Annotated in this window: 27 protein-coding genes; 12 read left to right on the top strand and 15 right to left on the bottom strand. The window is 70.6% G+C overall.

From position 1 onward, the window contains the following. Positions 1-56: 56 nt before the first annotated feature. The gene (locus tag OG219_RS25095; protein ID WP_266830068.1) at positions 57-824 is read right to left on the bottom strand and encodes an MBL fold metallo-hydrolase; all 768 of its coding nucleotides are present in this window, start codon (positions 822-824) and stop codon (positions 57-59) included. 79 nt (positions 825-903) lie between these two features. Here OG219_RS25095 and OG219_RS25090 point away from each other — a divergent pair, with 79 nt between their 5' ends. Continuing rightward, positions 904-1,557: a TetR/AcrR family transcriptional regulator gene (locus OG219_RS25090; RefSeq protein WP_266830066.1), complete on the top strand. Its 654-nt coding sequence runs from the start codon at positions 904-906 to the stop codon at positions 1,555-1,557. Between the two features lie 423 nt (positions 1,558-1,980). Here OG219_RS25090 and OG219_RS25085 read toward each other — a convergent pair whose 3' ends face one another. The 3 genes from OG219_RS25085 to OG219_RS25075 form a co-directional block, all read right to left on the bottom strand. Next, positions 1,981-2,925 (bottom strand): fumarylacetoacetate hydrolase family protein, encoded by a 945-nt coding sequence (locus OG219_RS25085; protein WP_266830064.1) that lies wholly within the window; start codon positions 2,923-2,925, stop codon positions 1,981-1,983. After that, positions 2,922-4,526, bottom strand: coding sequence for an MFS transporter (locus tag OG219_RS25080; protein WP_266830062.1), 1,605 nt, complete (start codon positions 4,524-4,526; stop codon positions 2,922-2,924). Before OG219_RS25080 ends, OG219_RS25085 begins: the two co-directional genes overlap by 4 nt. An 81-nt stretch (positions 4,527-4,607) precedes the next feature. After that, positions 4,608-5,459 carry an MBL fold metallo-hydrolase gene (locus tag OG219_RS25075; RefSeq protein ID WP_266830060.1) on the bottom strand — a complete coding sequence of 284 codons (852 nt, stop codon included), beginning with the start codon at positions 5,457-5,459 and terminating at the stop codon, positions 4,608-4,610. A 204-nt stretch (positions 5,460-5,663) separates the two neighbouring features. Here OG219_RS25075 and OG219_RS25070 point away from each other — a divergent pair, with 204 nt between their 5' ends. Together OG219_RS25070 and OG219_RS25065 are read left to right on the top strand one after the other, a co-directional pair. Further along, positions 5,664-6,320 carry a TetR/AcrR family transcriptional regulator gene (locus tag OG219_RS25070; protein WP_266830058.1) on the top strand — a complete coding sequence of 219 codons (657 nt, stop codon included), beginning with the start codon at positions 5,664-5,666 and terminating at the stop codon, positions 6,318-6,320. A gap of 197 nt (positions 6,321-6,517) precedes the next feature. After that, the gene (locus OG219_RS25065; protein WP_266830056.1) at positions 6,518-7,435 is read left to right on the top strand and encodes a peptidoglycan-binding protein; all 918 of its coding nucleotides are present in this window, start codon (positions 6,518-6,520) and stop codon (positions 7,433-7,435) included. A 41-nt stretch (positions 7,436-7,476) separates the two neighbouring features. On the opposite strand, the gene OG219_RS25060 is transcribed toward OG219_RS25065, so the two are convergent. From OG219_RS25060 to OG219_RS25040, 5 genes are all read right to left on the bottom strand, one after another. Then, entirely contained in the window at positions 7,477-7,851 is a 375-nt protein-coding gene (locus tag OG219_RS25060; protein ID WP_266830054.1) for a hypothetical protein, read from the bottom strand. Positions 7,852-7,883: 32 nt separating this feature from the next. Beyond that, complete coding sequence (locus tag OG219_RS25055; protein WP_266830052.1) at positions 7,884-8,576, bottom strand: hypothetical protein; 693 nt, start codon at positions 8,574-8,576, stop codon at positions 7,884-7,886. Between the two features lie 65 nt (positions 8,577-8,641). After that, positions 8,642-9,835 carry an NAD(P)/FAD-dependent oxidoreductase gene (locus tag OG219_RS25050; RefSeq protein ID WP_266830051.1) on the bottom strand — a complete coding sequence of 398 codons (1,194 nt, stop codon included), beginning with the start codon at positions 9,833-9,835 and terminating at the stop codon, positions 8,642-8,644. Between the two features lie 93 nt (positions 9,836-9,928). After that, on the bottom strand, positions 9,929-10,876 hold the full coding sequence (gene sigJ / locus OG219_RS25045; protein WP_266830049.1) for an RNA polymerase sigma factor SigJ: 948 nt from the start codon (positions 10,874-10,876) through the stop codon (positions 9,929-9,931). A 121-nt stretch (positions 10,877-10,997) separates the two neighbouring features. Further along, complete coding sequence (locus OG219_RS25040) at positions 10,998-12,074, bottom strand: trans-acting enoyl reductase family protein (RefSeq protein WP_266830047.1); 1,077 nt, start codon at positions 12,072-12,074, stop codon at positions 10,998-11,000. 119 nt (positions 12,075-12,193) lie between these two features. Here OG219_RS25040 and OG219_RS25035 point away from each other — a divergent pair, with 119 nt between their 5' ends. From OG219_RS25035 to OG219_RS25015, 5 genes are all read left to right on the top strand, one after another. After that, positions 12,194-13,183, top strand: a complete 990-nt coding sequence (locus tag OG219_RS25035) for a helix-turn-helix domain-containing protein (protein WP_266830045.1) — start codon at positions 12,194-12,196, stop codon at positions 13,181-13,183. A gap of 68 nt (positions 13,184-13,251) precedes the next feature. Next, complete coding sequence (locus OG219_RS25030; protein ID WP_266830043.1) at positions 13,252-13,830, top strand: hypothetical protein; 579 nt, start codon at positions 13,252-13,254, stop codon at positions 13,828-13,830. A 165-nt stretch (positions 13,831-13,995) separates the two neighbouring features. Beyond that, entirely contained in the window at positions 13,996-15,390 is a 1,395-nt protein-coding gene (locus OG219_RS25025; RefSeq protein ID WP_266830041.1) for a YncE family protein, read from the top strand. Between the two features lie 178 nt (positions 15,391-15,568). Then, on the top strand, positions 15,569-16,267 hold the full coding sequence (locus OG219_RS25020) for an RNA polymerase sigma factor (RefSeq protein ID WP_266830039.1): 699 nt from the start codon (positions 15,569-15,571) through the stop codon (positions 16,265-16,267). After that, positions 16,264-17,361, top strand: a complete 1,098-nt coding sequence (locus OG219_RS25015; protein ID WP_266830037.1) for a CU044_5270 family protein — start codon at positions 16,264-16,266, stop codon at positions 17,359-17,361. Before OG219_RS25020 ends, OG219_RS25015 begins: the two co-directional genes overlap by 4 nt. Before the next feature lie 64 nt (positions 17,362-17,425). On the opposite strand, the gene OG219_RS25010 is transcribed toward OG219_RS25015, so the two are convergent. From OG219_RS25010 to OG219_RS25000, 3 genes are read right to left on the bottom strand one after another with little or no spacing between them, the layout of a single operon-like run. After that, complete coding sequence (locus OG219_RS25010; RefSeq protein WP_266830035.1) at positions 17,426-17,743, bottom strand: SCO4225 family membrane protein; 318 nt, start codon at positions 17,741-17,743, stop codon at positions 17,426-17,428. A gap of 31 nt (positions 17,744-17,774) precedes the next feature. Beyond that, positions 17,775-18,458, bottom strand: a complete 684-nt coding sequence (locus OG219_RS25005) for a response regulator transcription factor (protein ID WP_266830033.1) — start codon at positions 18,456-18,458, stop codon at positions 17,775-17,777. Beyond that, positions 18,455-20,902 carry a sensor histidine kinase gene (locus OG219_RS25000; protein WP_266830031.1) on the bottom strand — a complete coding sequence of 816 codons (2,448 nt, stop codon included), beginning with the start codon at positions 20,900-20,902 and terminating at the stop codon, positions 18,455-18,457. Before OG219_RS25000 ends, OG219_RS25005 begins: the two co-directional genes overlap by 4 nt. A 357-nt stretch (positions 20,903-21,259) precedes the next feature. Here OG219_RS25000 and OG219_RS24995 point away from each other — a divergent pair, with 357 nt between their 5' ends. Beyond that, positions 21,260-21,715, top strand: a complete 456-nt coding sequence (locus tag OG219_RS24995) for a DUF5707 domain-containing protein (protein ID WP_266830029.1) — start codon at positions 21,260-21,262, stop codon at positions 21,713-21,715. Positions 21,716-21,780: 65 nt separating this feature from the next. On the opposite strand, the gene OG219_RS24990 is transcribed toward OG219_RS24995, so the two are convergent. Further along, entirely contained in the window at positions 21,781-22,461 is a 681-nt protein-coding gene (locus OG219_RS24990; protein WP_266830027.1) for a polysaccharide deacetylase family protein, read from the bottom strand. Positions 22,462-22,538: 77 nt separating this feature from the next. After that, positions 22,539-22,778: a hypothetical protein gene (locus tag OG219_RS24985; protein ID WP_266830025.1), complete on the bottom strand. Its 240-nt coding sequence runs from the start codon at positions 22,776-22,778 to the stop codon at positions 22,539-22,541. A 148-nt stretch (positions 22,779-22,926) separates the two neighbouring features. On the opposite strand from OG219_RS24985, the gene OG219_RS24980 reads away from it, so the two are divergent. Together OG219_RS24980 and OG219_RS24975 are read left to right on the top strand one after the other, a co-directional pair. Continuing rightward, a complete protein-coding gene (locus tag OG219_RS24980) occupies positions 22,927-24,126 on the top strand; it encodes a sensor histidine kinase (RefSeq protein ID WP_266830023.1) in 1,200 nt (399 codons plus the stop codon). Further along, positions 24,114-24,839, top strand: coding sequence for a response regulator transcription factor (locus OG219_RS24975; RefSeq protein ID WP_266830021.1), 726 nt, complete (start codon positions 24,114-24,116; stop codon positions 24,837-24,839). The genes OG219_RS24980 and OG219_RS24975 overlap by 13 nt, the downstream gene beginning before the upstream one ends. Here the strand turns inward: OG219_RS24975 and OG219_RS24970 are convergent. Next, positions 24,818-25,336, bottom strand: coding sequence for a helix-turn-helix domain-containing protein (locus OG219_RS24970; RefSeq protein WP_266830019.1), 519 nt, complete (start codon positions 25,334-25,336; stop codon positions 24,818-24,820). The genes OG219_RS24975 and OG219_RS24970 overlap by 22 nt on opposite strands. Positions 25,337-25,404: 68 nt before the next feature. Here OG219_RS24970 and OG219_RS24965 point away from each other — a divergent pair, with 68 nt between their 5' ends. After that, positions 25,405-25,764: a nuclear transport factor 2 family protein gene (locus OG219_RS24965; protein ID WP_266830017.1), complete on the top strand. Its 360-nt coding sequence runs from the start codon at positions 25,405-25,407 to the stop codon at positions 25,762-25,764. Positions 25,765-25,801 lie beyond the last annotated feature (37 nt).

The raw sequence follows: 25,801 nt of genomic DNA, 5'->3' as shown, positions 1-25,801 counted from the left end.
CGAGTTGGAAGAAGGAGTTCGCAGCAGGAGGCGGAAGCAAGGGACGGAACGTGCGGTCAGTGGACGCCGAACCGGCGTGCCTGCCGGGTGGCGGCGCGGATGCCGTCGGTGAAGGGCTCGCCGTGGCCGGGGAGCAGCAGATCCGCCGGCAGTTCGTCGAGGCGGTCCAGGGCGGCGAGCGCGGCCCCGCTGTCGTGGGTGAAGCAGCGGCTCACGATCGTGGGGCCGGTACGGCCGACGAGCCCGTCCGCGGTGACCAGCGCGTCGCCGGTGAAGACCAGCCCGCGGTCGGCGAAGAGGTAGGCGGCGCTGCCGAGCGTGTGGCCGGGCAGCCCGACGGCCTGCGGGGCGCCGGGTACGTCCTTCAGCTCCTGGTCGGCGTAGAAGACCCGCGCGCCCTGGACGGCGGGCGCGGTGAAGGCGCCCGCGCGGGCCATCTGCAGGGGGATCGCGAGCGCCGAGGGCCTGCGCAGCAGGTAGGGGAACATCGAACGCTCGGGCTTGGCATGGCGCATCGCGCTGCGCGGGCCGTCACGCAGGATGGCGGCGTCCTGGTCATGGATCCAGATGTCGGCGCCGGCCTCCTTGAGGGGGTGGGCCAGGCCGGTGTGGTCGAGGTGGCCGTGGGTCAGGAGGACGGCACGGACGTCGGCCAGGGAGTGACCGTGGTCGGTCAGCAGCGTGCGCAGCTGCTCCAGATGGGCGGGCAGCCCCGCGTCGACCAGGACGAGACCGTCAGGGTGTTCGATCAGGTAGAAGTTGACGGCGTGATCGCCTAGGCGGTGGACGCCGGGTGCCACCAGCGTGGGCGCGGGACGGGACATGCGGGCCTCCTGCAACCGAGCAGATTCGGTACAACAGAATTCGATACAGTCGACTGTAGCAAATTAGGAGGATGCGCCGATGTCAGACGAGACGCCACGCCGGTCCTACAACTCCGAGCGCCGGCGCGAGGCCGCGAGCCGCAACCGCGCGGCCGTCCTGGAGGCCTGCCGTGAGCTGCTCTTCCAGGACGGCTACCACGCCACGACCGTGCGTGCCGTGGCCGAGCGGGCGGGCGTCTCCGCCGAAACGGTGTACAAGACGTTCGGCGGCAAGCCGGGCATGGTCAAAGCCCTGTGGGACATCACGCTGGCCGGCGACGACGACCCGGTACCCATGGCGGACCGCCCCCAGACACGGGAGATCCTGCGGACCGGGGAGTTGGGCGCCAAGCTCCGGCTCTACGCCGCGTTCGTACGCGGAATCCATGAACGGATCGCCGCGCTGTTCGCACTGCTGACGCAGGCCGGGCCGGAGGTCGTTGAGGTCCTGGAGACGGCCGAGCGGGAGCGGCTCACCGGCGTCACCGCGTTCGTCACCCACCTCGACGAGACCGGAGCGCTGGGTCCGGACGCCGATCCGGCCCACCTCGCGGACGCCCTGTGGGCCCTGGCAGGACCGCAGTTGTACACCCAGCTCACAGCGGGACGGGGCTGGTCGACCGACGTGTACGAGGAATGGCTGGCCGCCACGCTCACCGCCACGCTCCTGCCCCCTTCACGGCGGCAGCCGTAGGCCGTTGGCACCACTCACCGGCCCGTTTCGAACGATGTCATCGCGCACCGCCCGGGTGCCCTGCGCGCACTCCAGGAGACCTGGACGGCGCCGCGACCCTGGACGTCAGGCGCGTACATCGCCGGAGCCGGGACGGACGGCACCGGGCGGCCTGCGGGCCGAGGTGTCGTAGGGCCGAGGTGTCGTAGGGCCGAGGTGTCGTAGGGCCGAGGTGTCGTAGGGCCGAGGTGTCGTAGGGCAGCGAGTGTGGTGTCCGTGTTGCCGGTGACCAAGGCGGTTGCCGGGTCCGGGCTGTGCCGTGTCCAGTGCCGCGGCCACGCGCTCGGGCGGCTATCGCGGCTACGTCGACGACCTGATCATCGGCTGACACCGGGAATCCCCTTGGTGGGCCGACACCTTCCGTCGGCCCACCTCTGGGCGCGTTCAGCGTCTGTGACGAGCGCGGGGTACGGGTATCGGCGGCATCCCTTCGACGACGGTGTTGCTGATGCTTCCGATGCCCTGCACGGTCATGGTGACCGTGTCTCCGGGGGCCAGCGGTGGTGGTTCCCGGACGAGGTGGCGGCCCCAGAGTTCGGCCAGGCAGCCGCCGTTGCCGCAGGTGCCGGAGCCCAGGACGTCGCCGGGGCGGACCTGGGTGCCGCGGGAGGCGTAGGACGTCATCTCCTCGAAGGTCCATGCCATGTTGGCGAGGCGGTCCCGGCCGACGGTCTCGCCGTTGACCTCGACGGTGAGGCCGAGGTCGAGGAAGCCGTCGGCGGTGCGGTGGGGTTCGAGCTCGTCCGCGGTGACCAGCCAGGGGCCGAGGGTGGTGGCGGAGTCCTTGCCCTTGGCCGGGCCCAGTCCGACTCTCATCTCGCGGCTTTGCAGGTCGCGGGCCGACCAGTCGTTGAAGATCGTGTAGCCGAGGATGTGCTCGCGGGCCTGCTCCGGGCTTAGGTCACGGCCCGCCTTGCCGATGACGGCGGCTACTTCGAGCTCGAAGTCGAAGCGCTCGCAGCCAGGTGGGACGGGCACGTCGTCGTGGGCGCCGATCACCGCGTAGGGGTTGGTGAAGTAGAACGTGGGGGCCTCGTACCACTCCTCGGGGACGGTGCCGCCGTGTCCCCGCGCCATGCCCTCCATATGGCGCTCGAAGGTCACGAAGTCCCGCACCGTGGGCGGTTGCAGAGGAGGGAGCAGCCGTACGTCGGCCAGCGGCAGGGGTGCTGTCCCGGACAGGGCGTCCTCGGCCGCCATGCGCAGGGTGTCCTCTCCCGCCTTGATGAACTCCAGGAGTTCCGCGGGGACTTCGAAGGGGTGGACCTTATCGTCGACCACGACTCCCGACTGCCGTCGCCCGCCGTGCAGGAAGGTCGCGAACCTCATGACGGGCTTCCTTCCTTCTCGGCGGGGGCGGCGGCTCGCGGCCTGACGCCCAGGAACACGGCGGCGATCACCGCGGCGGTCGCACAGGCGCCGGCGGTGAGCAGGAGGACATCTCCGTACCCGTCCGCCAGGGCCCGTTCGGTGAGCGGGGCGAGCTTGGCGCTGAGCGGGCCCAGGTCGGCGGTGTGCAGCGCGAGCGGGCCGCCTGCGTCGAGGACGGCCGTGGCCGTGCCGTGTTCGGCCGGGGTGAGGGCCGCCGAACCGAGGCTGCCGGTCAGCTGGTTGGCGGCCGCGGCGAGGGCGACGGCGCCGACGATCGCGGGGCCGAGGGTCTGGCCGAGGTCGCGGACCAGGCTGGTGGTCGCGGCTGCCATGCCGGTGAGGTGGGGCGGTACGACGTTGACGGCGGCGGCGGTGATGGCGGCGACGACGAGTCCGAAGCCGACACCGTTGAGGACAAGTGGCCCCAGCAGGGCGGGGATTCCGGTCTCGTGCACCGGAACGGCACGCAGCCACAGCTGGGCAACGGCCAGCGAGACGAAGCCGGTGACCAGCATCGGGCCCGGCCCCACCCGCTGGAGCAGGCGGACCAGCAGCGGCCAGATGAGCGGGGTGACGGCCTGGATGATCAGGAACGGCACCGCGGCCCGCAACGGGCTCTGGTGCTGGATGACGCCGAGCCGGATGCTCAGGTCGTACGCGCCGCCCAGGAAACCGAACATGCCGATCACCGCCATGGCGGCCGAGGCCGAGAACGCCGGGCTGCGGAACAGCTCCAGGCGCAGCATCGGTGACTTGCCGCGCGACTCGGCCGAGATGAACGCCCCCAGCATCACCGCGGCGAGGACGAAGGAGCCGACGACCGTCACCGACCCCCAGCCGTCGGTGGGGCCCTGGATGATGCCGTAGAGCAGGGCCAGCAGGGCGATGGCGATGGTGATCTGCCCCGGCCAGTCCAGTGAGCGGCCCTCGGGTGCGCTCGATTCGGCGGTCAGCCGCCAGGCCGCGGCCGCGGTCGCGAGCGCCAGGACGCCGGTGGCCGCGAACGCCCAGTGGAATGAGGTGTGTTCGACGACCGCTCCGGACAGCAGCGGAGCTATGAGGGCGCCCAGGGACAGTGCGGTGGTCCAGGAGGCCAGGCCCCGGGCGCGGGCCGCCGGTGTCGGGGTCCCGGCGATGATCACGGCGAGGGAGGCGGGGAAGAGGGCCGCGGCGCCGATGCCGGACAGCGCCTGCCCGGTGATCAGCTGCGCCGCCGAGTCGGCGGTGGCGGAGACCAGATAGCCGACCGCCGCCAGGAGGGCACCGCCCACCAGGAGCTTCTTACGGCCGTACAGGTCACCTACGACACCGAAGGTCAGCGCCAGGACCGCGGCGGGCACCAGGAACGCGTCGCTGATCCAGGTGAGTTCGGCGCCGGAGGTCTCCAGGGAGCGCTGGATGACACCGTTGATCGCGGCGGGCAGGACGAGGCCGATCTGGGCGAGGCAGACCGCCAGACATCCTGCGATGAGGGTGCCCCGGTGCCGGACGGCCTGGGTGCCGGACGGGGCGGCGGGTGGATCGTAGGCGGATCTGTCGTAGGCGGGGCTGGAGACCATGTCTCCTCCTTGGTGGGTGTGCGGCACGGGAGGCGGGCGGGGCGGTCCGCGAGACGGACGCGGCTCAGGGGTCGCCGAGGCTCAGGGATGGGCGAGGCAGGCCATGCGGCCGAAGAGTTCGGGGCCGTCGAGCGGGGGCAGGCCGGGGTCGAGTTCGCGGTAGACCGTGTACACGTTGACCGCGAGGCGTTCGCTCTCATCGAGGCCGGCGAAGGGGCCGAGGCGGATGTCCCGTGCCGCGTCCGCGGCCGGCATCCCGGCGGTGAAGCGGGCGGTGGCCTCTTCATGGACGTACGACAGATAGTCGCGGACGGTCCGGACGGCCTCCTTGGTGGTGACCGGGCCGTGTCCGGGCACGACGGTGTCCACGTCGAGACCCAGCAGCAGGTCGCAGGCGGCGAGCCCGTCGGCGAACGGGCCGTGCCACACGAGCGGGGTGGAGCCGACGAAGACGATGTCGCCGGTGTAGACGGTCCGCGCGCCCGGGACGTGGACGATCGTGTCTCCGGCGCTGTGTGCGGCCCCCGCGTCGATGAGCCGCACCTCCGTTCCGCCGATGTCCAGGACCGTCTCGCCGTCGAACACCCGGCTCGGGAGGACGGGCCGGACCTCGCGGTGGTCGAAGCGGCCGAAGATCCGGCGGGCGAACCGCCCGGCGTCGCTGTCCTGGGCGAGCAGCGCCCGCACCTCGGCCGGGCCCGCCTGCCGCATGTCGGTCAGCGATCCGCGGGCCGCGATGATCTCGGCGTGGGCCACGAGCTGGTTGCCGAACCAGTGATCGCCGTTGCCGTGGGTGTTGACCACGGTCGAGATGGGCGCGGTGTCGGTCAGCGGTGCCAGTCCGGCCAGCATGGCCCGGGTCAGGCGCAGGTCGAAGAGGGTGTCGACGAGCAAGGACTCGCCGCGGCCGGTGACCAGGCCGGCGTTGCTCATCCCCCAGCCACCGGCGCTCGGGATCCACGCATGACAGCCACGGCCGAGATCGACCGGGCGGACGGGAGAAACCAGGGAAGCCACGCTGCCTCCATTGCAAGACTTGAGTACATTGATGGACTCAAGTCCACCAATGGATCGCAATCTAAAGAGAAGGGCCCGGGCGGGTCAAGACCCGTGCACGCCCGTGCTGTACTGGGGGCCATGCAGATCCCGGAGGCAGGAGCCACAGCCGCAGCGGACACCCGGCCCACCGGACGTCGCGAGCGCAAGCGCCGGCAGGTGCGCGACCAGCTCTACGCCGCCGCGCTGGACCTGTTCGTCTCCCAGGGCTACGAGACGACGACCATGGAGCAGATCGCGGAGACCGCCGACGTCGCCCGGGCCACCGTCTTCAACCACTACTCCCAGAAGGTCGGCTTCCTGGAGGAGTGGGGCGCCCGCCGCCGGGCGCGCGTCGCGGAGATACTCGGCTCGTCCCAGCTGGAGGACCTGTCGACGGGCGACCAACTGCGCCGCTACCTACGGGAGATGGCCGAGCTCAACATCGCCTCCCGGGCGGAGACCACCATCCTGATGGACGCCGGCGCCCGGGTCGGCAGCCTCCTGCACGACCGGTCCCTCGAAATCGAACTGGCGAAGATCGTCGAGCAGGGGCGGCAGCGCGGAGAGCTCCGGACGGGCGTCGCCGCCGACCAGGTCGGCGCCATGCTCGCAGCCTCCTACTTCTCCACGGTCCTGCGCTGGATCCGGGTGGAGCCCGCCCCGTTCGACCTGCGCGACCGCCTCGACGGCACCCTCGACGTCATCCTGCTCGGCATCCTCGCCGGGGCAGGGGAGGGCGCACCTCCCGGCCACTGAACCGGGCCGACAGGTACTGCGCGGGATGCGACCGAGGTCGTAGAGGGCCCTCTATCTCCGGTTACAGACGGCGGTGCGGAGATCAGGTTCTGAGCCGATGTTCCGTGACGGCCGTTCTTCGAGAATTTGGGCGTGCTGATCGACAACCGTCGACAGCGGCTTCCGAAGAACTTCCTCCGTCACCTCAGGAGTCTGTGATGAGCACCAAGACAGGACCCCAGCGATACCCCGTCGCAAGCCGGTCGAACTGGTACCAGGACGACTTCGGCGGTGACCCGATGCAGGTGAATGTCGTCGTCCTGCACACCACGGAGGGCTCCACCCTGCCCGGATACGGCGGCGGCTCCTCCGCACCGAACCTGACGGCGGTCCCCGACCTCGCCGCCAAGAAGCTGAAGTGGTACCAGCACTTCGACATAGAGACCTCCTCCCGAGCGCTGGTCAATCTGCGGGGCGGCGTCGAGACGAACACCATGAACGTGTGCCAGGTCGAGCTGGTCGGCACCTGCGACCCGACGACGCACGCGAAGTGGAAGGCCGCGGGCCGGGCGCACGTCCACTGGCCGGACGCGCCCGACTGGGCACTGCGGGGCGTCGCCCGCTTCCTGGCCTGGATGCACGAGGAGCACGGCGTACCGCTGTCCGGCCCGAAGGCGTGGCCCGCGTACCCCAGCTCGTACGCGAACCGCGCCGGCCAGCGGCTGAAGGCGGCGCAGTGGGCGGACTTCAAGGGAGTCTGCGGGCACATGCACGTGCCCGAGAACGTCCACGGCGACCCCGGCGCGATCGACTTCGCCAGGCTCGTCAAGCACGCGAGGGCCGACCTGGACCTCGGCGACGACACCCCGGAGCCGACCACACCCGCCAAGCCGAAGGTCCCCGCGTTCCCGGGACGCAAGCACTTCGCGGCCGGGGCGTCGAACGCGTACGTCCTGCAGCTCGGCAAGCAGCTGGTGAAGCGCGGCTTCGGCGACCACTACGAGGTCGGCCCGAGCAGGTCCTGGGGCGAGGCGGACCGGCTGAACGTACGGGACTTCCAGAAGTCACGGAAGGAACTGCGCGGCGACGCCGACGGCACCCCCGGACCGCTGACCTGGCGGCTGCTGTTCTCCTGAAGGAGAGTCGGTCGGCGGGCGCGCCGCCGACCGACCGAGACCTATTCCGTTCCGCCGGTTTCGGCCTTGTACAGCGCCTGGGCCAGCAGCAGGGCGCCTCCGGTTACCGCTCCCACCGCTCCCACGGCCAGGAAACCGCGCGAGGAACGCCAGGACAGCACCGACCACCGCGACTGCGCGGAGAACACCGATCCCGTACTCAGCCACGACCCGGTCGAGATCAGCGACAGGGCGGAACCGATCGAGCCCACCGACAGGGCGCTTCCGATCGAGCCGACCGACAGGGCCGAACCGACGGACCCCACGGACAGCACCGATCCCACTGAACCGATCGACAGCACAGAGTCCTGTGACCACAACGACAGCACCGAACCGGAGGAGGGACGACGGACCGACCGTGCGGGCAGTTTTGTCATGAGGCCATCCTGCCGCTGCGCGCCGTGAATCGTCAGGTGAGCGTGCCGGCGAGCCACGTGCGCCAGACGTGCCGGGTGTTCGGGATCTCGGGACGGTCGAGGAGCCAGAGCACGTAGCCCGCGTGAAGCTGCGCCGTGGGGTCATCCGAGCGATGAGCCCCGCGAAGCCTGTCGCGGAGCTCGTCCCCGTCCACGGCTCGGGCGATCCGGACGTACTCACGGTCCTTGCACCGGTAGGACCGCTGGACGACGAGGCCTACCAGGTCGATGAGTTTCGCTCTCACCCGGTGGTCGTGGTCGGCAGCGGCCAGTTCCTTTATCAGGGCTTGCTTCGTGCCCCATGCCTTGGCGTGCTGTGTCCACTCCTGGGGGTACCGGACCTCCCACTCCAGGAACAGCAGGGCGAAGGGCAGCCCCGGCCACGTGCTGATTTCTCCTGCAACCCGCCTGCCCACCAGCGCTTCCGGCAGGCTGCGACCTGCCGCCTCGACGTAGGCCTTGTCCGCGGCCGCCCAGTCCCGTGCCTTGCGCCGCAACCAACGTGTCGGCTGCGAGGCCCGGTGGACACGGCGAAGAGCGGCATCGGCCTCTCTGCGGGCACCGGCCAGCCGGACAAGGGCGGCGGCACGTTCGGCGGGGTCCGGGGCTGTCAGGCCGTAAGCCCACGCCAAACGCCCGGACCACCCGTGGTCGTCGTCGATGCCCGCGCCCACCACCTCTGTCATGCGGCAGATCATCGCCTGACCGGTACGCCGACGCGATCCGAATACGTATGGCCGCGTACGGCGGGTCAGGCCGGTGCCTTGGCCGTCGAGCCCGCCGGGGCGAGCTCCCGGACAACGCCGCGGCGCCTGGTCGGGATGACTTTCGGGTTGGCGACGCCCCAGGCCGCGCCCTTGCAGATCAGTTCCTTGTAGACGGCGGCGGCCCGTCCGGTCAGGGCCGCGCTGACGGCGCGGTCGTCGGCGGTGACGTACTGGATCAGGCCTTCCTTGCGGCCCAGCGAGATGCACTGGTTGAAGTAGCGGATCGGCACGTTCGGGAGCTTGCCGCCGGTCAGGCGCCCCGAGAGGGCGTCGGCGGCCTGCCATGCGGTGGGCACGCCCGAGGCGCACGACATGCGCAGCGGCTTGTCGCCGGGGCCCATGACCATGGCCGCGTCGCCGATGGCGTACACATCCGGGTGCGAGACCGAGCGCATGGTCCGGTCGACCACGATCTGGCCGGTGCCGGTGACCTCCAGGGTGGTGGCCTTCGCGATCGGGTGGACGGCGAAGCCGGCGGTCCACACGGTGACCACGGCCGGGATGGACGTGCCGTCGGCGGTGGCGATCCGGTCTGCCTGGACGGCGGCGACCGCGGCGTGTTCGTGCACGGTGATGCCGAGCTGGTCGAAGACCTTTCGCAGGTGGCGGCTGCCCTTGGGCGAGAGCCAGTCTCCGAGGCCGCCGCGGGCGGCGAGGGCGACGTCGAGGTCCGGGCGGGCCTCGGCGATCTCGGTCGCGGCCTCCACGCCGGTGAGGCCGCCGCCGACGACGGTCACGGTCTCCCCGGCGTCCAGGCCGGCCAGGCGCTCGCGCAGCCGGAGCGCCCCGGGGCGGCTCGCGATCTGGTGGGCGTGCTCGGTGGTGCCGGGGACGCCCTGGTCGTTCCAGCCGCTGCCGAGGGCGTACACGAGGCTGTCGTACTCCAGCTCCTCGGCGCCGTTCGCGTCGAGGACGGCGACGGTCTTGCGGTCGGCGTCGATGCCGGTGACCTTCGCGAGCTTCAGTTCGACGCCGGTGCCCGCGAACATCTCGCTGAAGGGCCGGGGCGTGAGATTCCGGCCGACCGCCAGCTGGTGCATCCGGACACGCTCGACGAAGTCGGGCTCGGCGTTGACGAGAGTGATGGCGACGTCCTCGCGGCGCAGCCGCTTGGCAAGGCGTCCGGCGGCGGTGGCTCCGGTGTAGCCGGCCCCGAGGACGATGATGCGGTGCTGCATGTCCCTGCTCCTGTCTCAAGCGGATTCGCCACTTGAACCGGACGGCCCGCCGTTTCCTGACAGCACTCCGATGTGATGCACCCCACATAGGGGTCAGAAGGCGGCGTGGAGCAGGGGTTCCCCGTGGTCGGCGGCGGCCCAGCGCCGGGTCGCGCGTTCGAGCTTGTCGGGGTTGACCTGATTGTGGAACCCGGCGATGCCCTCGGCGGTGACCTCCAGGCACATGACGCCGACGACCCGGCCGTCGAGAACCGCCACCGCGGCGGGGACTCCGTTGGCGGTCGTGGCGTAGACCTCGGGCGAGCCGCCGATCAGGGCGCGCTTGCTCACGCCGGGTTTGAACAGGCCCCGCATGAACTTCGCGACCGCGACGGCACCCTCGAACGCCTTGGCGCGGGCCGGGACCTTCCCACCGCCGTCGCCGATCGCGATGGCGTCATCGGTGAGCAGCCGCACCAGCGGCTCGGTCCGGCCGCTGGTGGCGGCCGCGAGGAACTCCTCGACGATCCGCAGGGCGGCGGCTTCGTCGACCTCGGCGCGGACCTTGCCCTCCGCGACGTGCTTCTTCGCGCGGTGGAAGATCTGCTGTCCGGCGGCCTCGGTGATGTCGAGGATCTCGGCGATCTCCCGGTGCGGATAGCCGAAGGCCTCCCGCAGCACGTACACCGCCCGCTCGTTGGGGGAGAGTCGCTCCAGCAGGGCGAGAACCGCGTACGAGACCGATTCGCGCTGCTCGACGGTGTCGGCGGGGCCGAGCATCGAGTCCCCGGCGAGCAGCGGCTCCGGCAGCCACTCGCCCACATAGGTCTCGCGCCGCACACGGGCCGAAGTGAGCTGGTTGAGACACAGGTTGGTGAGAACCTTCGTCAGCCAGGCCTCGGGGACCTCGATGCGGCCGACGTCGGCGGCCTGCCAGCGCAGGAACGTCTCCTGCACGGCGTCCTCGGCCTCGCTCGCCGAGCCGAGGAGGCGGTAGGCGATGGCCTCCATGCGGGGCCTGGAGGCCTCGAACCGGTCCACATCGTTCACGGTCAGGGCCATGCCCCGGATCCTAACTCGCGCGGCGCGCGAGGGCCGCGGCATTGACGGCCGTGCACTGCGACCGCGGCCGCTGGTGATGTCACGCCGCCGATCGACCCGACGCAAGGTATGGCCGCGACGGTCAGGACACCGTCTGCTGCTGGAACAGGTCGACGGAGACGTGCGGGGACAGCGCGTGGAGGAAGGCGGGTGCGTCGAAGATCTCGCCGGCGGAGGCTACTCCTAGCGTCCTGGTCTGTCCCGTGAGGATGCGGTGGACCGCTTCCACCACGAGCGGCGCGGTGACCGCGTAGATGTCCTGGCCCCTGGCCACGGCGCGCCGTTCGGTGCCACCGGAGCGTACGACGACGTCGACGAGGAAGGTCTGCGCGGACCGCCCGTGCTCGTCGACCGCGGCCGGCGACGGTGTGTCCGGGGCCGACAGGTCCCTGGCCGCCTCGGTCGTCATGTAGGTGCGCACCTCGGGGATGGACAGGTGGCTGGGGATGGTGACGACGTCGGCCATCGTGAACTCCCCGAGGACGGACCTGGTGCCCAGCGGGTCGGGGAAGGGCCAGTCCAGGGTGGGCAGGGCGTCGTCGTGGTGCTCAAGGCGCCCGCTCGTGTAGCGCAGGCGCCGGCCGCCTCGCCGGGCCCCGGAGACCTCGCCCGCGGCGCGCGTACCGGCGGTGGGGTGCCAACTGCTCAGCCCGTACGCGATGTGGGCCTCGTCGGCCTCCGTCCAGTCTCCCATCGCCGCGGTGGCCAGCAGGTCGCCGAGGCCGCCGTAGAAGGCCATCGCGGGGACGATCACCGTTCCCGCGGCGCGGGCGCGGTCCGTGAAGTGCGCGAAGGTGTCGATGTTGGCCTCGACCTCGGCCGCCACGTCCACGTACGGGATTCCGGCACGCAGTGCCGCCTCGATCAAGGGGGCGGCGGTCGTGGCGAAGGGCCCGGCCGTGTTGATCACGGCCGCGGCGCCGGCCAGTGCGCGGTCGAGCGAGGCCGGATCGTCGACGGACGCCGGCCGGGCGTCAAGTCCCGGACGGGACACCGTCATCGCCCGCAGCTTGTCGGCGTCGCGGCCGGTGAGAACCGGGACGAACCCGCGTTCCAGCAGCTCTGCCACCACGAAGCGCCCGGTGTGCCCGTACGCGCCGAACACCGCCACCGTCTGTCCGGACTGTTCCGGCTGTCCCGATCCCGATCCCGATCCCATGAGTTCTCCCCCGTACTCGGCTGAACCGCCGTACTCGACTGATCCGTTACGGACATCCTGACGAATGCCGGTGTCCCGCCGTGAGTGTCCGGAACGCCATGCCCCGTACAATTACGGACATGGGATCTGTCGCGCTGGCCGTCACCGACGGGATGCTTCACTTCGAACTGTCCGTGGCGTACGAGGTGTTCGGACCCGCCCCGGCCGCCGTGACCGTTCCCTGGTACGACCTCGCCGTCTGCGGACCGGACGCCGTGCGGGTCGGCCGTTTCCGGCTGGAGCCCGACCACGGACTCGACCGGCTCCGGTACGCCGACACCGTGATCGTCCCCGGCTGGGCGGACGTCGACCAGGACCCGCCCGCCGATCTGGTCGGCGCGGTGCGTGCGGCCCACGAGGCGGGTGCGCGGGTGGCGTCCCTGTGCACGGGCGCCTTCGTGCTGGCCGCCGCCGGCCTGCTGGACGGCAGGCGCGCGACCACGCACTGGGCGCACACCGAGATCCTGGCCGCCCGTTACCCCGAGGTGGCGGTCGACCCGGACGTCCTCTACGTGGACAACGGCAGCGTGCTCACCTCCGCCGGCAAGGCCGCCGCGCTGGACCTGTGCCTGCACCTCGTACGCCTGGACCACGGCTCGGCGGTCGCCAACACCGTCGCCCGCCGCCTGGTCGTGCCGCCGCACCGGGCAGGCGGCCAGGCCCAGTTCGTCGCCACCCCGGTGCCCACCCGGGACGACCACCCGCTCGCCGCGCTGTTCCCCTGGGTGATCGAACGCCTCGACCAGCCCCTCACCGTGGAGGACCTGGCCCGCCGGGCGCGGATGAGCTCACGCAATCTGGGCCGCCACTTCAGGGCCGTGACCGGCACCACTCCGCTGCAGTGGCTGCTGACCCAACGGATCCGCCGCGCCCAGGAGTTGCTGGAAACCACGGACGACGTCGTCGACACCATCGCGGCGGCCACCGGCATGGGCACCGCCACGACGCTGCGCCGCCATTTCAACCGCACGGTCGGCGTACCCCCGGACACCTACCGCCGGACTTTTCGCTCACGCTATGAACCAACTGTGCTGCCTGGTCAGCCACTTGACCTGGATCATGTGCAGTAGCGAAGGCGTTGTATGGTGATCGTTCCGCTCCGGCGGAGCAGAACCAACACCAAACAACGAGGGAACACATGAAGTTGAATCTGCGCCGAATACCGTCCGCACGGCGCTCGTCCGCGGGCAGGAAGGCCATGTCGGTCGCGCTGGTCGGCGTCACCGTCGCGGGCGTTTCGGTACTGGCCGTCTCCCCGGCGTCGGCCCTGAGCTGGACGTGCAAGAGCAGCTCCAAGACCATCGACGACGCGGGGTACTCCGGTCCCTGGGGCGACAACTGGGACTTCACCGTCAAGAACTGCGTGGCCCGGTCCGGCAGTTACGTCTACGCCAAGGCCACGGTGACCTGGGACGCCCCTCCGTGGTACTCCGGATCCACCGACAACCTGGCTGAAGTCTTCGACAGCGCCGGATTCCGGCTCTATCTCAAGCACGCCGACGCCGGCGCGGACACCGTCCTGGTCAAGAAGGACTTCGACATCCAGGGCAAGCTGGCCGCCATGAACGGCGCGGGCAACGGTTCGTGGACCTCGTCCACGATCAAGAAGAAGGTCGGGAGCAAGACCGCGTACGCCGACGGCGCTCTGCGGCTCAACTGGGACGAGGACGGCACGGGCGTCCGCACCTACGACTTCACGGCCACCAGCTCCAAGTGACGTGTGACGTTTGACGTGTGACGTCCGGCCGGGGCTGTGCGCTGGATGAGTGCCGCCTGTCGATCAAGACAGTGGCAGTACGAGCAGAGCACCCAACCGCTCTGCTCGTACTGCCTTTTGCGGCGCTCACCCGCAGACGTCCTACTGAAGGAAGCGGCCGAACACGTGCGCATAAGACAGTTCGCAGAAAGAGCAGCACTCTCCGCTGCCCTGAGCCTCTCGCTCCTCGGCCTCGGAACGACCACGGGCTTCGGGACGACCCCGGCAGCCGCGGACACCAGCACCGCACTGCCGATCAGTTCGTACCGGGACATGGCTGTCGACGCAGCCCATCAACAGGTCTTCCTCAGCGACCCGTTCGGCGACAACGTCCTGGTGACGGACTACAACGGTCAGGTCGTGAAGCTGATCAGCGGTGCGGACGGTGCCTGGGGGACCGCGCTTTCCAGCGACTCCAGCACGCTGTACGTGGCACTCCGCGACGCCGGCGCGATCGCCGCGATCGACACCGCCACTCTGCAGGAGACCGCCCGGTACGACACCGGAACCGGCGCGGGCGCCTACGCCGGCCCGACCTCCCTCGTGTCGGCCGGCGGAAAGCTCTGGTTCGGCTACAGCACCGACATCTGGCACGGTGCCCTCGGCTCCCTGGACCTGAGCGGCCCGCAGCCGGTCGTCACCCTGGGCCAGGGCCCCGACCTGTTCCGCGGCTCGCCCCACCTGGCCGCCACGCCGGAGCATCCGGACACCCTCGTCGCCGCCGAGTCCGACGGCAACAACGCCGCCCTGGCCGTGTACGACGTGAGTACGGGCCAGGCCAACACTCAGGCGATGCGCATCGCTCCGGGTCCTGACGGGTGCGCGAGCCTCCAGGACCTCGCCCTGACGCCGGACGCCGCGCGGGTCGTCGTCGCCTGCGCCGCGCCCTACTACCACCAGGCGTTCCGCACCGCCGACCTGGCGGACGACGGCCGGTACACCACCAGCCACTACCCCGACGCGGTGGCCATCGCCCCCGACGGCACGATCGCCGCGGGCGTCGACGGCGCCTCCGAGCCCGACGTCCACCTGTTCGCACCGGGCGACTCCACGGCGTACAAGACCTGGGACTTCCCGGCGCCGTCCCCCTACGCCACCACCACCCTCCAGTCCGGTGGTCTGGCCTGGACTCCGGACGCCGGCCGGATCTTCGCGGTCACCAAGGACAGCGGCTCCTCGTCCTTGACGCTGCAGGTCCTGAACCACCCGCAGGTCGCCACCACCGTCACCGTGCAGGCGCCCGCCTCGTCCCCCCGGAACCAGGACCTCACCCTCACCGGAAAGCTCGAAGCACCCGTGGGGTTCGGCACCGGAAGCACCGTCGACATCTGGCGGATCGACGACCCCCTGTCAGGTGAGGGCACGCTGATCGGGTCCGCGACCGTCGCCGCCGACGGCTCGTTCAGCTACACCGACCGTCCCAGGGCCAAGGGCAATGTCCAGTACACCGTCCAGTACTACGGCGACGCGCGGCACGCCTACGCCTACGGCTCGGTCACGGTCGACATCACCTCCGACTGAGTCCCTTCCAGCCGCGAGCAGTTCGAAAAGGCGCCCGGCCGGGGTTTCCCGGCCGGGCGCTCTGCGTGGGAGCATCTCGCCTGCTGCCGCTTCGGATGACGCATCGGGCGTCGCGTGTGACGCAGGTCACGGGAAGTCGGTGTGGGGTGCCGGACAGCTCATTGAGGTGAGCACTCATATGCGTACCCGGGTACGGGCCGGGGATCCGAGCGCGTTCGCGGAGCTTTTCGACAGCTACGCCCGCGCCGTCTACAACCATGCCTTCCGGCTGACCGCCGACTGGTCGACGGCCGAGGACGTGATGGCCGCGACCTTCATGGAGGCGTGGCGGCTGCGCGACAGGGTCGACCCCGAAGGCGGCTCCCTGCGGCCCTGGCTGCTGGGGATCGCCACCAACACCGCGCGCAACCAGCACCGGAGCAACCGCCGCTACCGGGCCGCCGCCAACGCCGCCGCCGCGGCCGAGATGTCGATGCCCGACCACGCCGACGAGGTGGCCGACCGGGTCGACGACCGCCGGCGTCTCGCCACCGCCCTCACCGCCCTCGCCAAGCTGCGCAGACCGGAACGCGAGGTCATCGCGCTCTGCCTGGGCGAGGGCCTGGACTACGAGGCCGCGGCGGAAGCGCTCGGCATCCCGGTCGGCACGGTCGCCTCCCGGCTGTCCAGGGCCCGCAGGAAACTCCGCGCACTGGCCGAGGTCGAACTGGCCCGCCCACCGGCCCAGTCGCTCCGTCCGGCCACCGAACTGCCGGGCCCCGCAACGGAGACAGCGCGCAAGAAAGTTCGTGAGAAACGGGAAGTCGGTCTCCCCGTCCGACAGATAAGAGGCGATCACGCAAACGCGATCCGGCCCGCACAGGAAGGAAACCGATGAACGCGAACACGTCCCGGCAGAACCCGGCCGAGTGGGACGAGAGCGATGAGCTCCTGTCCCGGACAGCGCGAGACCTGCCTACGGGCCGTCACCAGTTCCACAAGGAGCGTCTGATGGCCCAGATCCACGACACGCAGCAGCAGGACTCCCGCACCGCGACCCCTGCCAAGGCACGAGGGTTCCGGCTGCCGCGTCCGGCGTTCGCCCTGCCCGCGATGGTCGCGGCCGCCGCGGGGGCGGTCGTCCTCGCCACCGTGTTCGGCCCCGGCGGCGGCGGGGTCAGGGACGGCGGCGTCGCCACCGGACCGGCCCTGACCACGGAGATCGGAGCCGCGAGCACCAGCGGCCTGCCCCAGCTGCTCGACCAGATCTCGCTGGCGGCCTCCGACACCTCCCACCCGGACGTCAAGCCCGGCCAGTTCGTCTACATCGAGTCCAAGACGGCCGACACCTTCATCAAGACCGTCAACGACAAGTCCTTCCTGGCCAGCCATGAACTGCACACGCGTCAGATCTGGGAGTCCGCGGACGGCGTCGAGGGCTGGCTGATCGACCCCGCGGTCAACGACGGCCCCGAGGGCGAGACCCTGACCCTGCCCGACGAGCAGGGCAACACCCCGAAGGCGCACCTGGGCGCTCCGTCGTACGACTACCTCACCAAGCTGCCCACCGACCCCGACGCACTCCTCGCCAAGATCTACAAGGAGACCGAGGGCCAGGGAAACACCCCTGACCAGCAGGCCTTCACCACCATCGGCGACCTGCTCGTCGAGAGCTACCCGCCCGCGGAGCTCTACTCGGCCCTCTTCGAGGCCGCCGCGAAGATCCCGGGCGTCGTCGTCGTCGACGACGCGGTGGACGCGGCAGGGCGGCACGGGGTGGCGGTGGCCCGGCTCGACGAGACCAGCGGCCAGCGCGAGGAATGGATCTTCGACAAGAAGAGCCATGTCTTCCTCGGCGAGCGCACCGTCCAGGTGCGCAAGAACGGCGGCACGGACGGACTGCTCACGCCCGGCACGGTCGTCTACACCAGCGCCATCATGAACCGGGCCATCGTCGACGACATGAAGCAGACCCCGTCGCAGGCCGGCTGACGCGCCCGTAACCCCACCAGCCGGGTGACGAAGAAACCCCCTGGGTCCCCTGACCTGGGGGTTTCTACTCCGCGCTGTTACCTCGGCGCAGTGCGCGGGCGCACCAGCCGATGACCGTGGCGTTGACCAGCGCGCCGATGACCACGGCGAGGATGCCCATCGCGGCGCCGTCCGGCAGCACGAACAGTACGAAGCTGCCGGGGGCGGTGGCGAGGAGTGGGACGATCCCGGCCATGGACTCGTCCGAGCTGTCGCGGGCGTTCACCACGAGCGCCCACACGAGCAGGGCGGCGCAGGCCGCGAGGTAGACGAGGGCGGCGACCTCGCCGAGCGCGTGGCGCAGTCGGCGCGGGATGGTTCGGCCGGAATCGGTACCGGTCACGGGGTGGGCTCCTCGAAGGTGAGTGGAGACGTCAGAGGTGGGTGCCGGGCGGGTTCGGGCGGGCCAGGCCGAGGTCGTACGCGAGGATCGTCGCCTGTACGCGGTCGCGCAGGCCCAACTTGCGCAGCAGCGCGTTCACATGGGACTTCACGGTGCCGACGGTGATACCGAGCTCCTCGGCGATCTCCGTGTTGTTGAGGCCCGACGCGAGCAGGGAGAGGACGTTGCGCTGGCTGCCGGTCAGGGTGTCCAGCTCACGGGGGCCGCTCCCGGCACCCGTCCCGGTGACCGCCCGGGACGCGTAGTGGCCGATGAGGCGGCGGGTCGCGGACGGGGCGAGCACGCTCTCTCCGGTGGCCACCACCCGGATGCCGTGCAGCAGTTCGGAGGCGTGCACGTCCTTGAGCAGGAAGCCGGAGGCACCGGCGCGCAGCGCGTCGAAGACGTACGCGTCGAGGTCGAAGGTGGTCAGGACCAGGACCCGGGGTGCGCTCTCCCTGCCCGTGATGATGCGGGTGGCGGCGATGCCGTCTAGTTCGGGCATCCGTACGTCCATGACGATCACGTCCGGGGCCAGCTCCGCGGCGAGACGTACGGCGGCAACTCCGTCGGCGGCCTCACCGACGACCGTCATGTCCTCCTCGGCGTCGATCACCGCGGCGAACCCCGCCCGTACGATGCCCTGGTCGTCGACGACCAGCACCTTGAGGCTCATCGTGCGCTCTCCTCGCTCTCCGGCGCTGCCGCGAGAGGCAGCCGGAGGCAGACCGTACCCGGCCGATCGGTGGTCAGGGTGCCGCCGAGCGCCGCGACCCGGGCCGCAAGACGCTCCCGTACAGCGGGGCGGGCGGCCCCCGGAACGCCGGTGGCCGTGAGCGTCAACGTACCGTCGTGCACGTCGAGTTCGAGCACCGCGGGCTCCTCGCCACCGGCCGCGAGGACCGTCTCGGCGGCGTGATAGGCAGCCAGGTCCACGGCGGTGGGCAGCTGTTCCGGTACCCGGTCGGTCAGCCGTATCTCCACCTCGCGGCCGGTGGCCCGGGACTGGTGGGCGAGCAGGTCGAGGGCCTGGAGGGTGGGCTGCGGGCGCAGTTCGGGCCCCGCCTCGCCCTCACCCTCCCGGACCGTGTCGAGGAGCGCGCGCATGGCGGCCAGGGCCTCGCGGGCGCGTTCGGCGGTCGCGTCGAGCCGGCCGGCCTCCGCCTGCGCGACCATGTCGGCGGTGCGGGCCAGCACGGTGGTCTCGAGGCCCGCGGCGATCCGGCGCCGCTCGGCCCACGCGTCGCGTACGGCTTCCTCGGTGAGGGTGGCGAGCTGTTCCTCCCGTACACCCCGGGAGGCCTGGTCGCGCTGTCCGCGCAGAGTGCCGGCCCACCAGGCCGCCCCGACCGCCAGGGAGGCCCCGGCCGTGGCCGACGCGGCGACGGCCCAAGCGGGGACCGTCGTACCGCGGTCGAGAACGGCGACGGTCAGGGCGGCCGTGTGCACGACCACGGCCGCGACCGGGAAGGCCGACAGGAACAGACGCGGGCGAACTTCGGCGGGAGGTGGAGCGGCGGCGGAGCGACCAGCGGCGGTGCGGGCCGCATTCGCCGCCAAGCCGTTCGACAGCGCCCCGAAGGGGCGCGGGGAACTGCGCGACCAGCCACGACGGCGCTGCAGACGATGGATGTCGTATCGCAGCACTTCCAGCGGAGCGCTCAGCGCCGCACACGTGGCCAACATGCTGAGCGCGGGTGGCAGAACGACCGGCCCGGTGTAGTCGCCCACCGCCATCGCCACAGGCCACAGCAGGGCCAGGCCCAGCAGGACGCCATAGGCGGTGCGGGGTGCGCGGTGCAGCCACAGCAGCGTGACCGCCTGTGCCGCCGCCAGCAGGGCGAACAGCACGCCCGCCGACACGTGCGAACCGCTCGACGCCGTCTCCGCCCGGATGACCAGCACCGGGAGCAGCGGCTGCAGGACGAGACCTACCGCGGCCGTCAGCTGCGCCACGCGGTAGCTCCGCGGGACGGACCGCTCCGCCGGGGCGGCGGTCCGGCCGGGCAGGACCGCGCGCACCTCCCAACCGCCCTCCTCCGTCGGGCCGCTGTGCAGGGTGCCGCCCGCCTCCCGTGCCCGGGACCGCAGGAAGCCCTGGCCGCGTCCCCCGCCCAGGCCTGCGCCGTGCGCCGTCGAACCCTCCGGCGGCGCCGCGCTGGTGACGACGACATCCGTGCGGGTGTCGCCGTACCGGCACCGCACCGTCGTGTGCGCACCGGGGGCGTGCCGGGCCACATTGGTCAGCGCCTCGCGCACGATGCCGTACGCCGCGTCCGCGACGGCACCGTCCGGCAGGGGGTCGATCTCGCAGTCGACCGGCTGGTCCAGGCGGCGGAACCCCGCGACCAGGTCGAGCAGCCGGTCCTCGGGTGACGGCAGGTCCTCCCGCGAGGGCGCCGGGGCCCGTACGGCGCCCAGTGCGCGGGTCACCTCGTGGCCGGTGCCGACCGCGAACTCCAGTGCCTCGGCGGCCAGTTCGGGACGGCGGTCGCGCAGTCCGAGTGCCGCGCCCGCCGTGACGACCACGGCCGTCAGATGGTGGGCGCTGACATCGTGCAACTCTCTTTCCATCCGGCGCCGTTCGACCTCCGGGAGCCGGTGGCGCTCGGTCTCGGCCCGCTTCAGCAGGTGTTCGGCCGCTTGTCGCGCGCGACGGGTCCGCCGTACCAGCAGGCCGGCCCCGCACGCGGCTGCGTACAGCAGAGCGGTCAGGACGAGGTCGAGTCCGTTCCGGTCACTGAGGCCGTGCAGGCTGAGGCCCTGCAGAAGCTGCCAGGCGACGAGCGCCGTCACGCACAACACGGCGGTGAAGGTGTCGCGTTCGGTCGCCACCGTGAACAGGGCCAGCGCGACACCGGCGGTGCCGAGTACCGCCATCGCCCCGGTGGGCAGCGGTCCTGCGCCCAGCGCACACGCGGCGGCGACGAGTACGAGGGCGGTCACCGGGCGGGTACGGCGCAGCGCGAGCGCGGCGGTCACCGGTCCGGCGACCAGGGCCGCCACGAGCAGTGCGGACGCGGACGGGACGGACCCGCGCAGCAGCGCCGCCCCGGGCCACACCACGGCCTGGGCGCAGATCAGCAGGACCGGGAGTAGCCGGTCATCGGTTCGATTCATGACGGAACCAGGCTATGGGCGCGGGTGGGCGGGCGGTCTCCGGCTGAAGGGGGATTCCGCTCTCTTACCTGGGTTATAGATGCGGCGATGCCCGCCCGGAGGACGGTCGGGCAGCGTTCTCCACCCCTGGTTCAACGCGGTAATCGTCCCACAGCCCGAGGACCACGCAATGCCCCGGGCCCTAGTCTCGAACACATCGAGAAAGCGATCGACCACCGGCTCCACCAGCGGTTTCTTTCAGCCTTTCCGGAACGGCTTTCCCTTACAGCTTTCCCTTACGGCCTTTCCGGCATCGCTTTCCCGTTCCATTCCGCAGGTGAACCGCACCTGCTCCCAACGAATTCAGGGGGATCTCCCATGTCCAAGCGCATTCTCGTGTCGTCGCTCGTCGGTGTCGCAGTCATCGGCGGAATAGCCGCCGGCGGCCTCGCGATGGCGTCGGCCTCCGACACCACGGAGCCGACCTTGCAGAACAGCTCGGCCCGCTACGTCGCTCCGTCCGGCAGCAAGGCGGGCTCGCTCACCTTCACCACGGACGTGAGTGACGACTCGGGCGTCAAGGGTCTCAAGGTCATCCCGTGGCCCGCGAGTTCGGCGCTCGGCCTGACCGAGGCGGACCTTCAGCACGGGGAAAGCGCCGAGTGCAAGAGCACTTCGGACGAGACGTCCCGCTGCACCTACACGCTGAAGGTGACGAAGAAGGAGGCGGCCGAGCTGGACCAGGGCACCTGGTACGTCTCGGCACTCGCGACGGCCAAGGACGGCGACACGACGTTCGAGTCCATGGCCGCCCGCTTCAACGTCACACGCTGACCCGCCCGTTTCGGCCGGGCGCCTCAAAGGCGCCCGGCCGAGGCCCTGGTCAGGTGCGGCTTTGGTCAGGGGCGGTACACACCCCCGGGTTCCGGTGCGGCGGGGGCCAGCAGCTGCGAGACCGTCACGATGGTGTAGCCGCGCCGGCGCAGCGAGTCGATGATGCCCGGGACGGCCGGGATCGTTCCCTTGTAGCGGTCGTGCAGCAGGATGATTCCGTCGCGGCGGGTCTGTTCCAGCACACGGCGGGTGATCAGGGAGCTGTCCGTGGTGGCATAGTCCTTGGCCGTGACGCTCCAAAGGATCTGCGCCAGGCCCAGTCTTTTCATGACGGCAGAAACGTCGTCGCTGGTCCGGCCCTGCGGAGGCCGCATCAGGACCGGTGCACGGCCGGTGATGTCCCGTACAGCCTCCTGTACGGGTTTCATTTCGGCCTCCACCTCCTTGGCGCTCAATTCCGTGAGCACCTTGTGGGACCACGTGTGGTTGCCTATTTCGTGCTCCTCCTTCGCCATGCGCAGTACTGTGCCGGGGTAGGTGTCGACATGCCCCTTTCCCTGGAGGAAGAAAGTCGCGTGCACCTTCTTTTCCTTGAGGGTGTCGAGAAGTTTCGGGGTGGGTTCACTCGGACCGCCGTCGAAGGTGAGGGCGACGCATTTCGCGACACTGCAGTCGGGTCCGGTGCTGCTCTTCTCCGCCCCGGGCGACGCGAGAGCGGCCTCCCGGGCGTCGCGCGGAGCCGTCACGCCGTGCAGCGTGGCGCAGCCGGCGGTCAGGAAAAGGCAGAGGAAGAGGACGGGAGAGACGAACGATCGGGGCGGTGTCACCTCGCATCGGCAGTCCGCTCGGCCCGCCGTGTACGTCGGTGGGTGACCACGGCGACGGACACGAGCACAGCCCCGACCACCAACGAGAGCACTTCACGTGCACCGGGTACTGCCCCGCCGAAGGCCGCCAGGTGGGCCCATGCCCGGTCCAGCAACGGCAGCCCGCCGAGCGCCAGGAACAATAGACCTGGAATGCCGAACAGCAATGTATTCCGGTTCGAGTTCTTGATTTCCATGCCGTCAAACTTAGAAATCGACGGAGTGACAGACATCGGCAAAAAGGCGGCACTCGTAATAACCCAAAGAACAGGGTGCGCCTATACTTTGGTATAGGAAATTGCCGTCGGCTTCCGTGTGCGGCGACCGGTAGGTACGGTTTCTCCCGTGATCGACGTGCGACAGGCCTGGCGTGGCCATCCCGTGCTCGCGGACCTGGCCGTGGCCGCCGCGGCTGCCGCGCTGACCCTGATCCTGTCCAGGGCGCGACGATCGGGCCTGTCCGTCTATCCGCAGCTCGCCGGCAGCACTCCGGAAAGCATCGTCGGCGGGATGCTGCCCATCAGCTGGGGGTACGCCTCCCTCGGCAGCCTCGTGCCGCTACTCGCCTGTGCCGCGCTCTGTCTACGACGGCGCCACCCCGCGGGGGTCGCGGTGACCCTGATCGTCCTCAGCGTCGGCTGGCCCCTGGTCGTGCCGGTGCTGATGGCCCTGTTCACCGTCGCCACGGCGTGCCCGGCGCGTACGACCTGGTGGATCACCGCGGTCGCGCTCGTTCCGGTGCCGGTGTATCTCCTGATCGCCCCGTCTCCCGGTCCTCTCACCCTGGCGACCGCGGTATCGGCCGTCACGCTGGTCGCGGGTGCCGTGGGATGGGGGCTGGCCGTCGGCGGCCTGCGGGAACGGGCGGTGCGGGCGGAGGCGGAGGCGGCCATGCGCGCCGAGCGGGCACAGCAGCACGCCCGTGAGGAGGTCGCCAGGGAGATGCACGACGTGCTCGCGCACCGCCTCTCGCTGCTGTCCATGCACGCGGGGGCGCTGGAATACCATCCGGGCGCTCCACCGGAACAGCTCGCCCAGGCCGTGGGCGTGATCAGACACAGCGCCACCCAGGCCCTGGAAGACCTGCAGGACGTACTGAAGGTCCTGCGCGCTCCCGTCGTGAGCGATCACACCGAACCGCCCCAGCCGACACAGCTCGACGTGACCCGGCTGATCGAGGAGTCACGCGCGGCGGGCGCGGAGCTACAACTGCGGCAGCGGCTCGACGACCCGGCCACCATGTCGCCGGCCACCGCGCGCACCGCCTACCGGCTGCTGCAGGAAGCGCTCACCAATCACCGTAAGCACGCCCCCGGCGCCCCGGTGTCGCTCAACCTCGCGGGCGGCCCCCGGGACGGGCTGAGCATCCAGGTCACAAACCCCCTGCAAACCGCTCCCGCCCATCCCGTACGAGGTTCCGTGCCGGGCTCCGGTCAGGGGCTGATCGGCATGAAGGAACGTGTCGATCTCGCAGGCGGGCGCCTGCACCACCACACCACGCACACCGACTTCCACCTCGACGTCTGGCTCCCATGGACCGCCTGATCCACCAAGACCGGCCGAAGCAGCCTGAGCCGGACCGAGTGATCCGTCTCCTCGTCGTCGACGACGATCCCCTGGTGCGTGCCGGACTGCGGCTGATGCTGTCGGCGGCCGACGACATCGACGTCGTGGCGGAGGCTTCCGACGGGGCCGACGTGCAGTCACTCGTGGACCAGTTCCGTCCGGATCTCGTGCTCATGGACATCCGTATGCCGAGGATGGACGGTCTCGCGGCCACCGCGGCGCTCCGGCAGCGGCCGGAGCCTCCGGAGGTGCTGATCCTGACCACCTTCACCACCGACAACTACGTCCTCCAGGCGCTGCGGGCCGGAGCGGCGGGCTACGTCCTCAAGCACACGCCCCCAGCCCAGATCGTGGCGGCCGTGCACAACGTGATGGCGGGCGAACCCGTACTTTCCCCGGCCGCCATCAGGCAGCTGATCGACACGGTCACCGGCACCGACAGCGCCGCCGGCGCAGGTTCGTCCCGCATCGAGGAACGGGAGCGGGCCGAGGCGGCACTGAACCAACTGGGCGCCCGGGAACGGGAAGTGGCTCTCGCCGTCGCCGAGGGCAGGACCAACGCCGAGATCGCCGCGGCCTGTTACATGAGCCTGCCCACGGTGAAGGCGCACGTCTCCCACATCCTGACCAAGCTCGGCCTCAACAACCGTGTGCAGATCGCGCTGTTGGTCTACCGGGCGGGCCGCGTCTGAACCCGGGGCGCGGCGTAGCGGTCCCGCATCGCCGGGCTCGCGGCCGGGCCGGCCGTGAAGACGTACGCGTCGCTGTCGTCGAGGCGACGGCCGGTCCTGGGGTCGACGACCGCGGGGTCGACCTCTTCGCCGGTGTGCGCATCGACGAGGATCATGCTGCGTTCCTCGGGTGCGAGGCGGGAGTTGCCCCAAGCGGCCAGGGCCACGATGACCGGGCGCAGGGAGCGTCCCAGGCCGGTCAGCACGTACTCGTGACGGACGGGGTTCGTCTGGTACGGCCGGCGCTCCAACAGGCCGTCCGCCACTAGGGACTTCAGGCGGGTGGTGAGCATGCTGGAGGAGATGCCCAGGCTCTCCTGGAACTGGTCGAAGCGGGTGTAGCCGTCGAAGGCGTCATGGAGGATCAGCAGCGTCCACCACTCACCGACGTGCTGCACGGTGGTGGACAGCGGGCATTCCCGGTCCTCCAGCCTGATGCGACTCGCCACCGCGACCATCTCCTCAGTTGCTGCTAAAGTCGAAGTTACTAGCTTCTATTTTAGCAGTAACTGAGGTGAGGATCGTCATGCACCAGAACCAGCCCCTGACCATCGCCCCGGAGGCACTGCCCGAGGTGATCACCCGTTATCTCAAGGCGCACCGCGCCCACGACACCGCCGCCGCGGTCACCTCGTTCACCGGTGACGCCACGGTGATCGACGACGGCCGTACGTATCAGGGCGTCGCGGCGATCGAGGGGTGGCTGAACCACTCCGCGACCGAGTTCACGTACACCATCGAACTCACCGACGCCCAGCAGACCGACGCGACCCACTATGTCGCCGTGCACCACCTCGAAGGCGACTTCCCCGGCGGCACCATCGACCTGCGCTATCAGTTCTCCCTGCGGGGCGACCTCATCGAACGCCTCGTCATCGAGCCCTGAGCCCGACATCGGCCGCGCGTCCGCCCCGCCGGCTCCC

This window comes from Streptomyces sp. NBC_00038, assembly GCF_026343635.1.
In the GTDB taxonomy this organism is placed as follows: Bacteria; Actinomycetota; Actinomycetes; order Streptomycetales; family Streptomycetaceae; genus Streptomyces.
This window is presented reverse-complemented; position numbering and strand designations above follow the sequence as displayed.

Coding starts and splice junctions, on each gene's coding strand:
- OG219_RS25095 (WP_266830068.1), bottom strand. CDS start 824: ATGTCCCGTCCCGCGCCCACGCTGGTGGCACCCGGCGTCCACCGCCTA.
- OG219_RS25090 (WP_266830066.1), top strand. CDS start 904: ATGTCAGACGAGACGCCACGCCGGTCCTACAACTCCGAGCGCCGGCGC.
- OG219_RS25085 (WP_266830064.1), bottom strand. CDS start 2,925: ATGAGGTTCGCGACCTTCCTGCACGGCGGGCGACGGCAGTCGGGAGTC.
- OG219_RS25080 (WP_266830062.1), bottom strand. CDS start 4,526: ATGGTCTCCAGCCCCGCCTACGACAGATCCGCCTACGATCCACCCGCC.
- OG219_RS25075 (WP_266830060.1), bottom strand. CDS start 5,459: ATGAGCAACGCCGGCCTGGTCACCGGCCGCGGCGAGTCCTTGCTCGTC.
- OG219_RS25070 (WP_266830058.1), top strand. CDS start 5,664: ATGCAGATCCCGGAGGCAGGAGCCACAGCCGCAGCGGACACCCGGCCC.
- OG219_RS25065 (WP_266830056.1), top strand. CDS start 6,518: ATGAGCACCAAGACAGGACCCCAGCGATACCCCGTCGCAAGCCGGTCG.
- OG219_RS25060 (WP_266830054.1), bottom strand. CDS start 7,851: ATGACAAAACTGCCCGCACGGTCGGTCCGTCGTCCCTCCTCCGGTTCG.
- OG219_RS25055 (WP_266830052.1), bottom strand. CDS start 8,576: ATGACAGAGGTGGTGGGCGCGGGCATCGACGACGACCACGGGTGGTCC.
- OG219_RS25050 (WP_266830051.1), bottom strand. CDS start 9,835: ATGCAGCACCGCATCATCGTCCTCGGGGCCGGCTACACCGGAGCCACC.
- sigJ (WP_266830049.1), bottom strand. CDS start 10,876: ATGGCCCTGACCGTGAACGATGTGGACCGGTTCGAGGCCTCCAGGCCC.
- OG219_RS25040 (WP_266830047.1), bottom strand. CDS start 12,074: ATGGGATCGGGATCGGGATCGGGACAGCCGGAACAGTCCGGACAGACG.
- OG219_RS25035 (WP_266830045.1), top strand. CDS start 12,194: ATGGGATCTGTCGCGCTGGCCGTCACCGACGGGATGCTTCACTTCGAA.
- OG219_RS25030 (WP_266830043.1), top strand. CDS start 13,252: ATGAAGTTGAATCTGCGCCGAATACCGTCCGCACGGCGCTCGTCCGCG.
- OG219_RS25020 (WP_266830039.1), top strand. CDS start 15,569: ATGCGTACCCGGGTACGGGCCGGGGATCCGAGCGCGTTCGCGGAGCTT.
- OG219_RS25015 (WP_266830037.1), top strand. CDS start 16,264: ATGAACGCGAACACGTCCCGGCAGAACCCGGCCGAGTGGGACGAGAGC.
- OG219_RS25005 (WP_266830033.1), bottom strand. CDS start 18,458: ATGAGCCTCAAGGTGCTGGTCGTCGACGACCAGGGCATCGTACGGGCG.
- OG219_RS25000 (WP_266830031.1), bottom strand. CDS start 20,902: ATGAATCGAACCGATGACCGGCTACTCCCGGTCCTGCTGATCTGCGCC.
- OG219_RS24995 (WP_266830029.1), top strand. CDS start 21,260: ATGTCCAAGCGCATTCTCGTGTCGTCGCTCGTCGGTGTCGCAGTCATC.
- OG219_RS24985 (WP_266830025.1), bottom strand. CDS start 22,778: ATGGAAATCAAGAACTCGAACCGGAATACATTGCTGTTCGGCATTCCA.
- OG219_RS24975 (WP_266830021.1), top strand. CDS start 24,114: ATGGACCGCCTGATCCACCAAGACCGGCCGAAGCAGCCTGAGCCGGAC.
- OG219_RS24970 (WP_266830019.1), bottom strand. CDS start 25,336: ATGGTCGCGGTGGCGAGTCGCATCAGGCTGGAGGACCGGGAATGCCCG.
- OG219_RS24965 (WP_266830017.1), top strand. CDS start 25,405: ATGCACCAGAACCAGCCCCTGACCATCGCCCCGGAGGCACTGCCCGAG.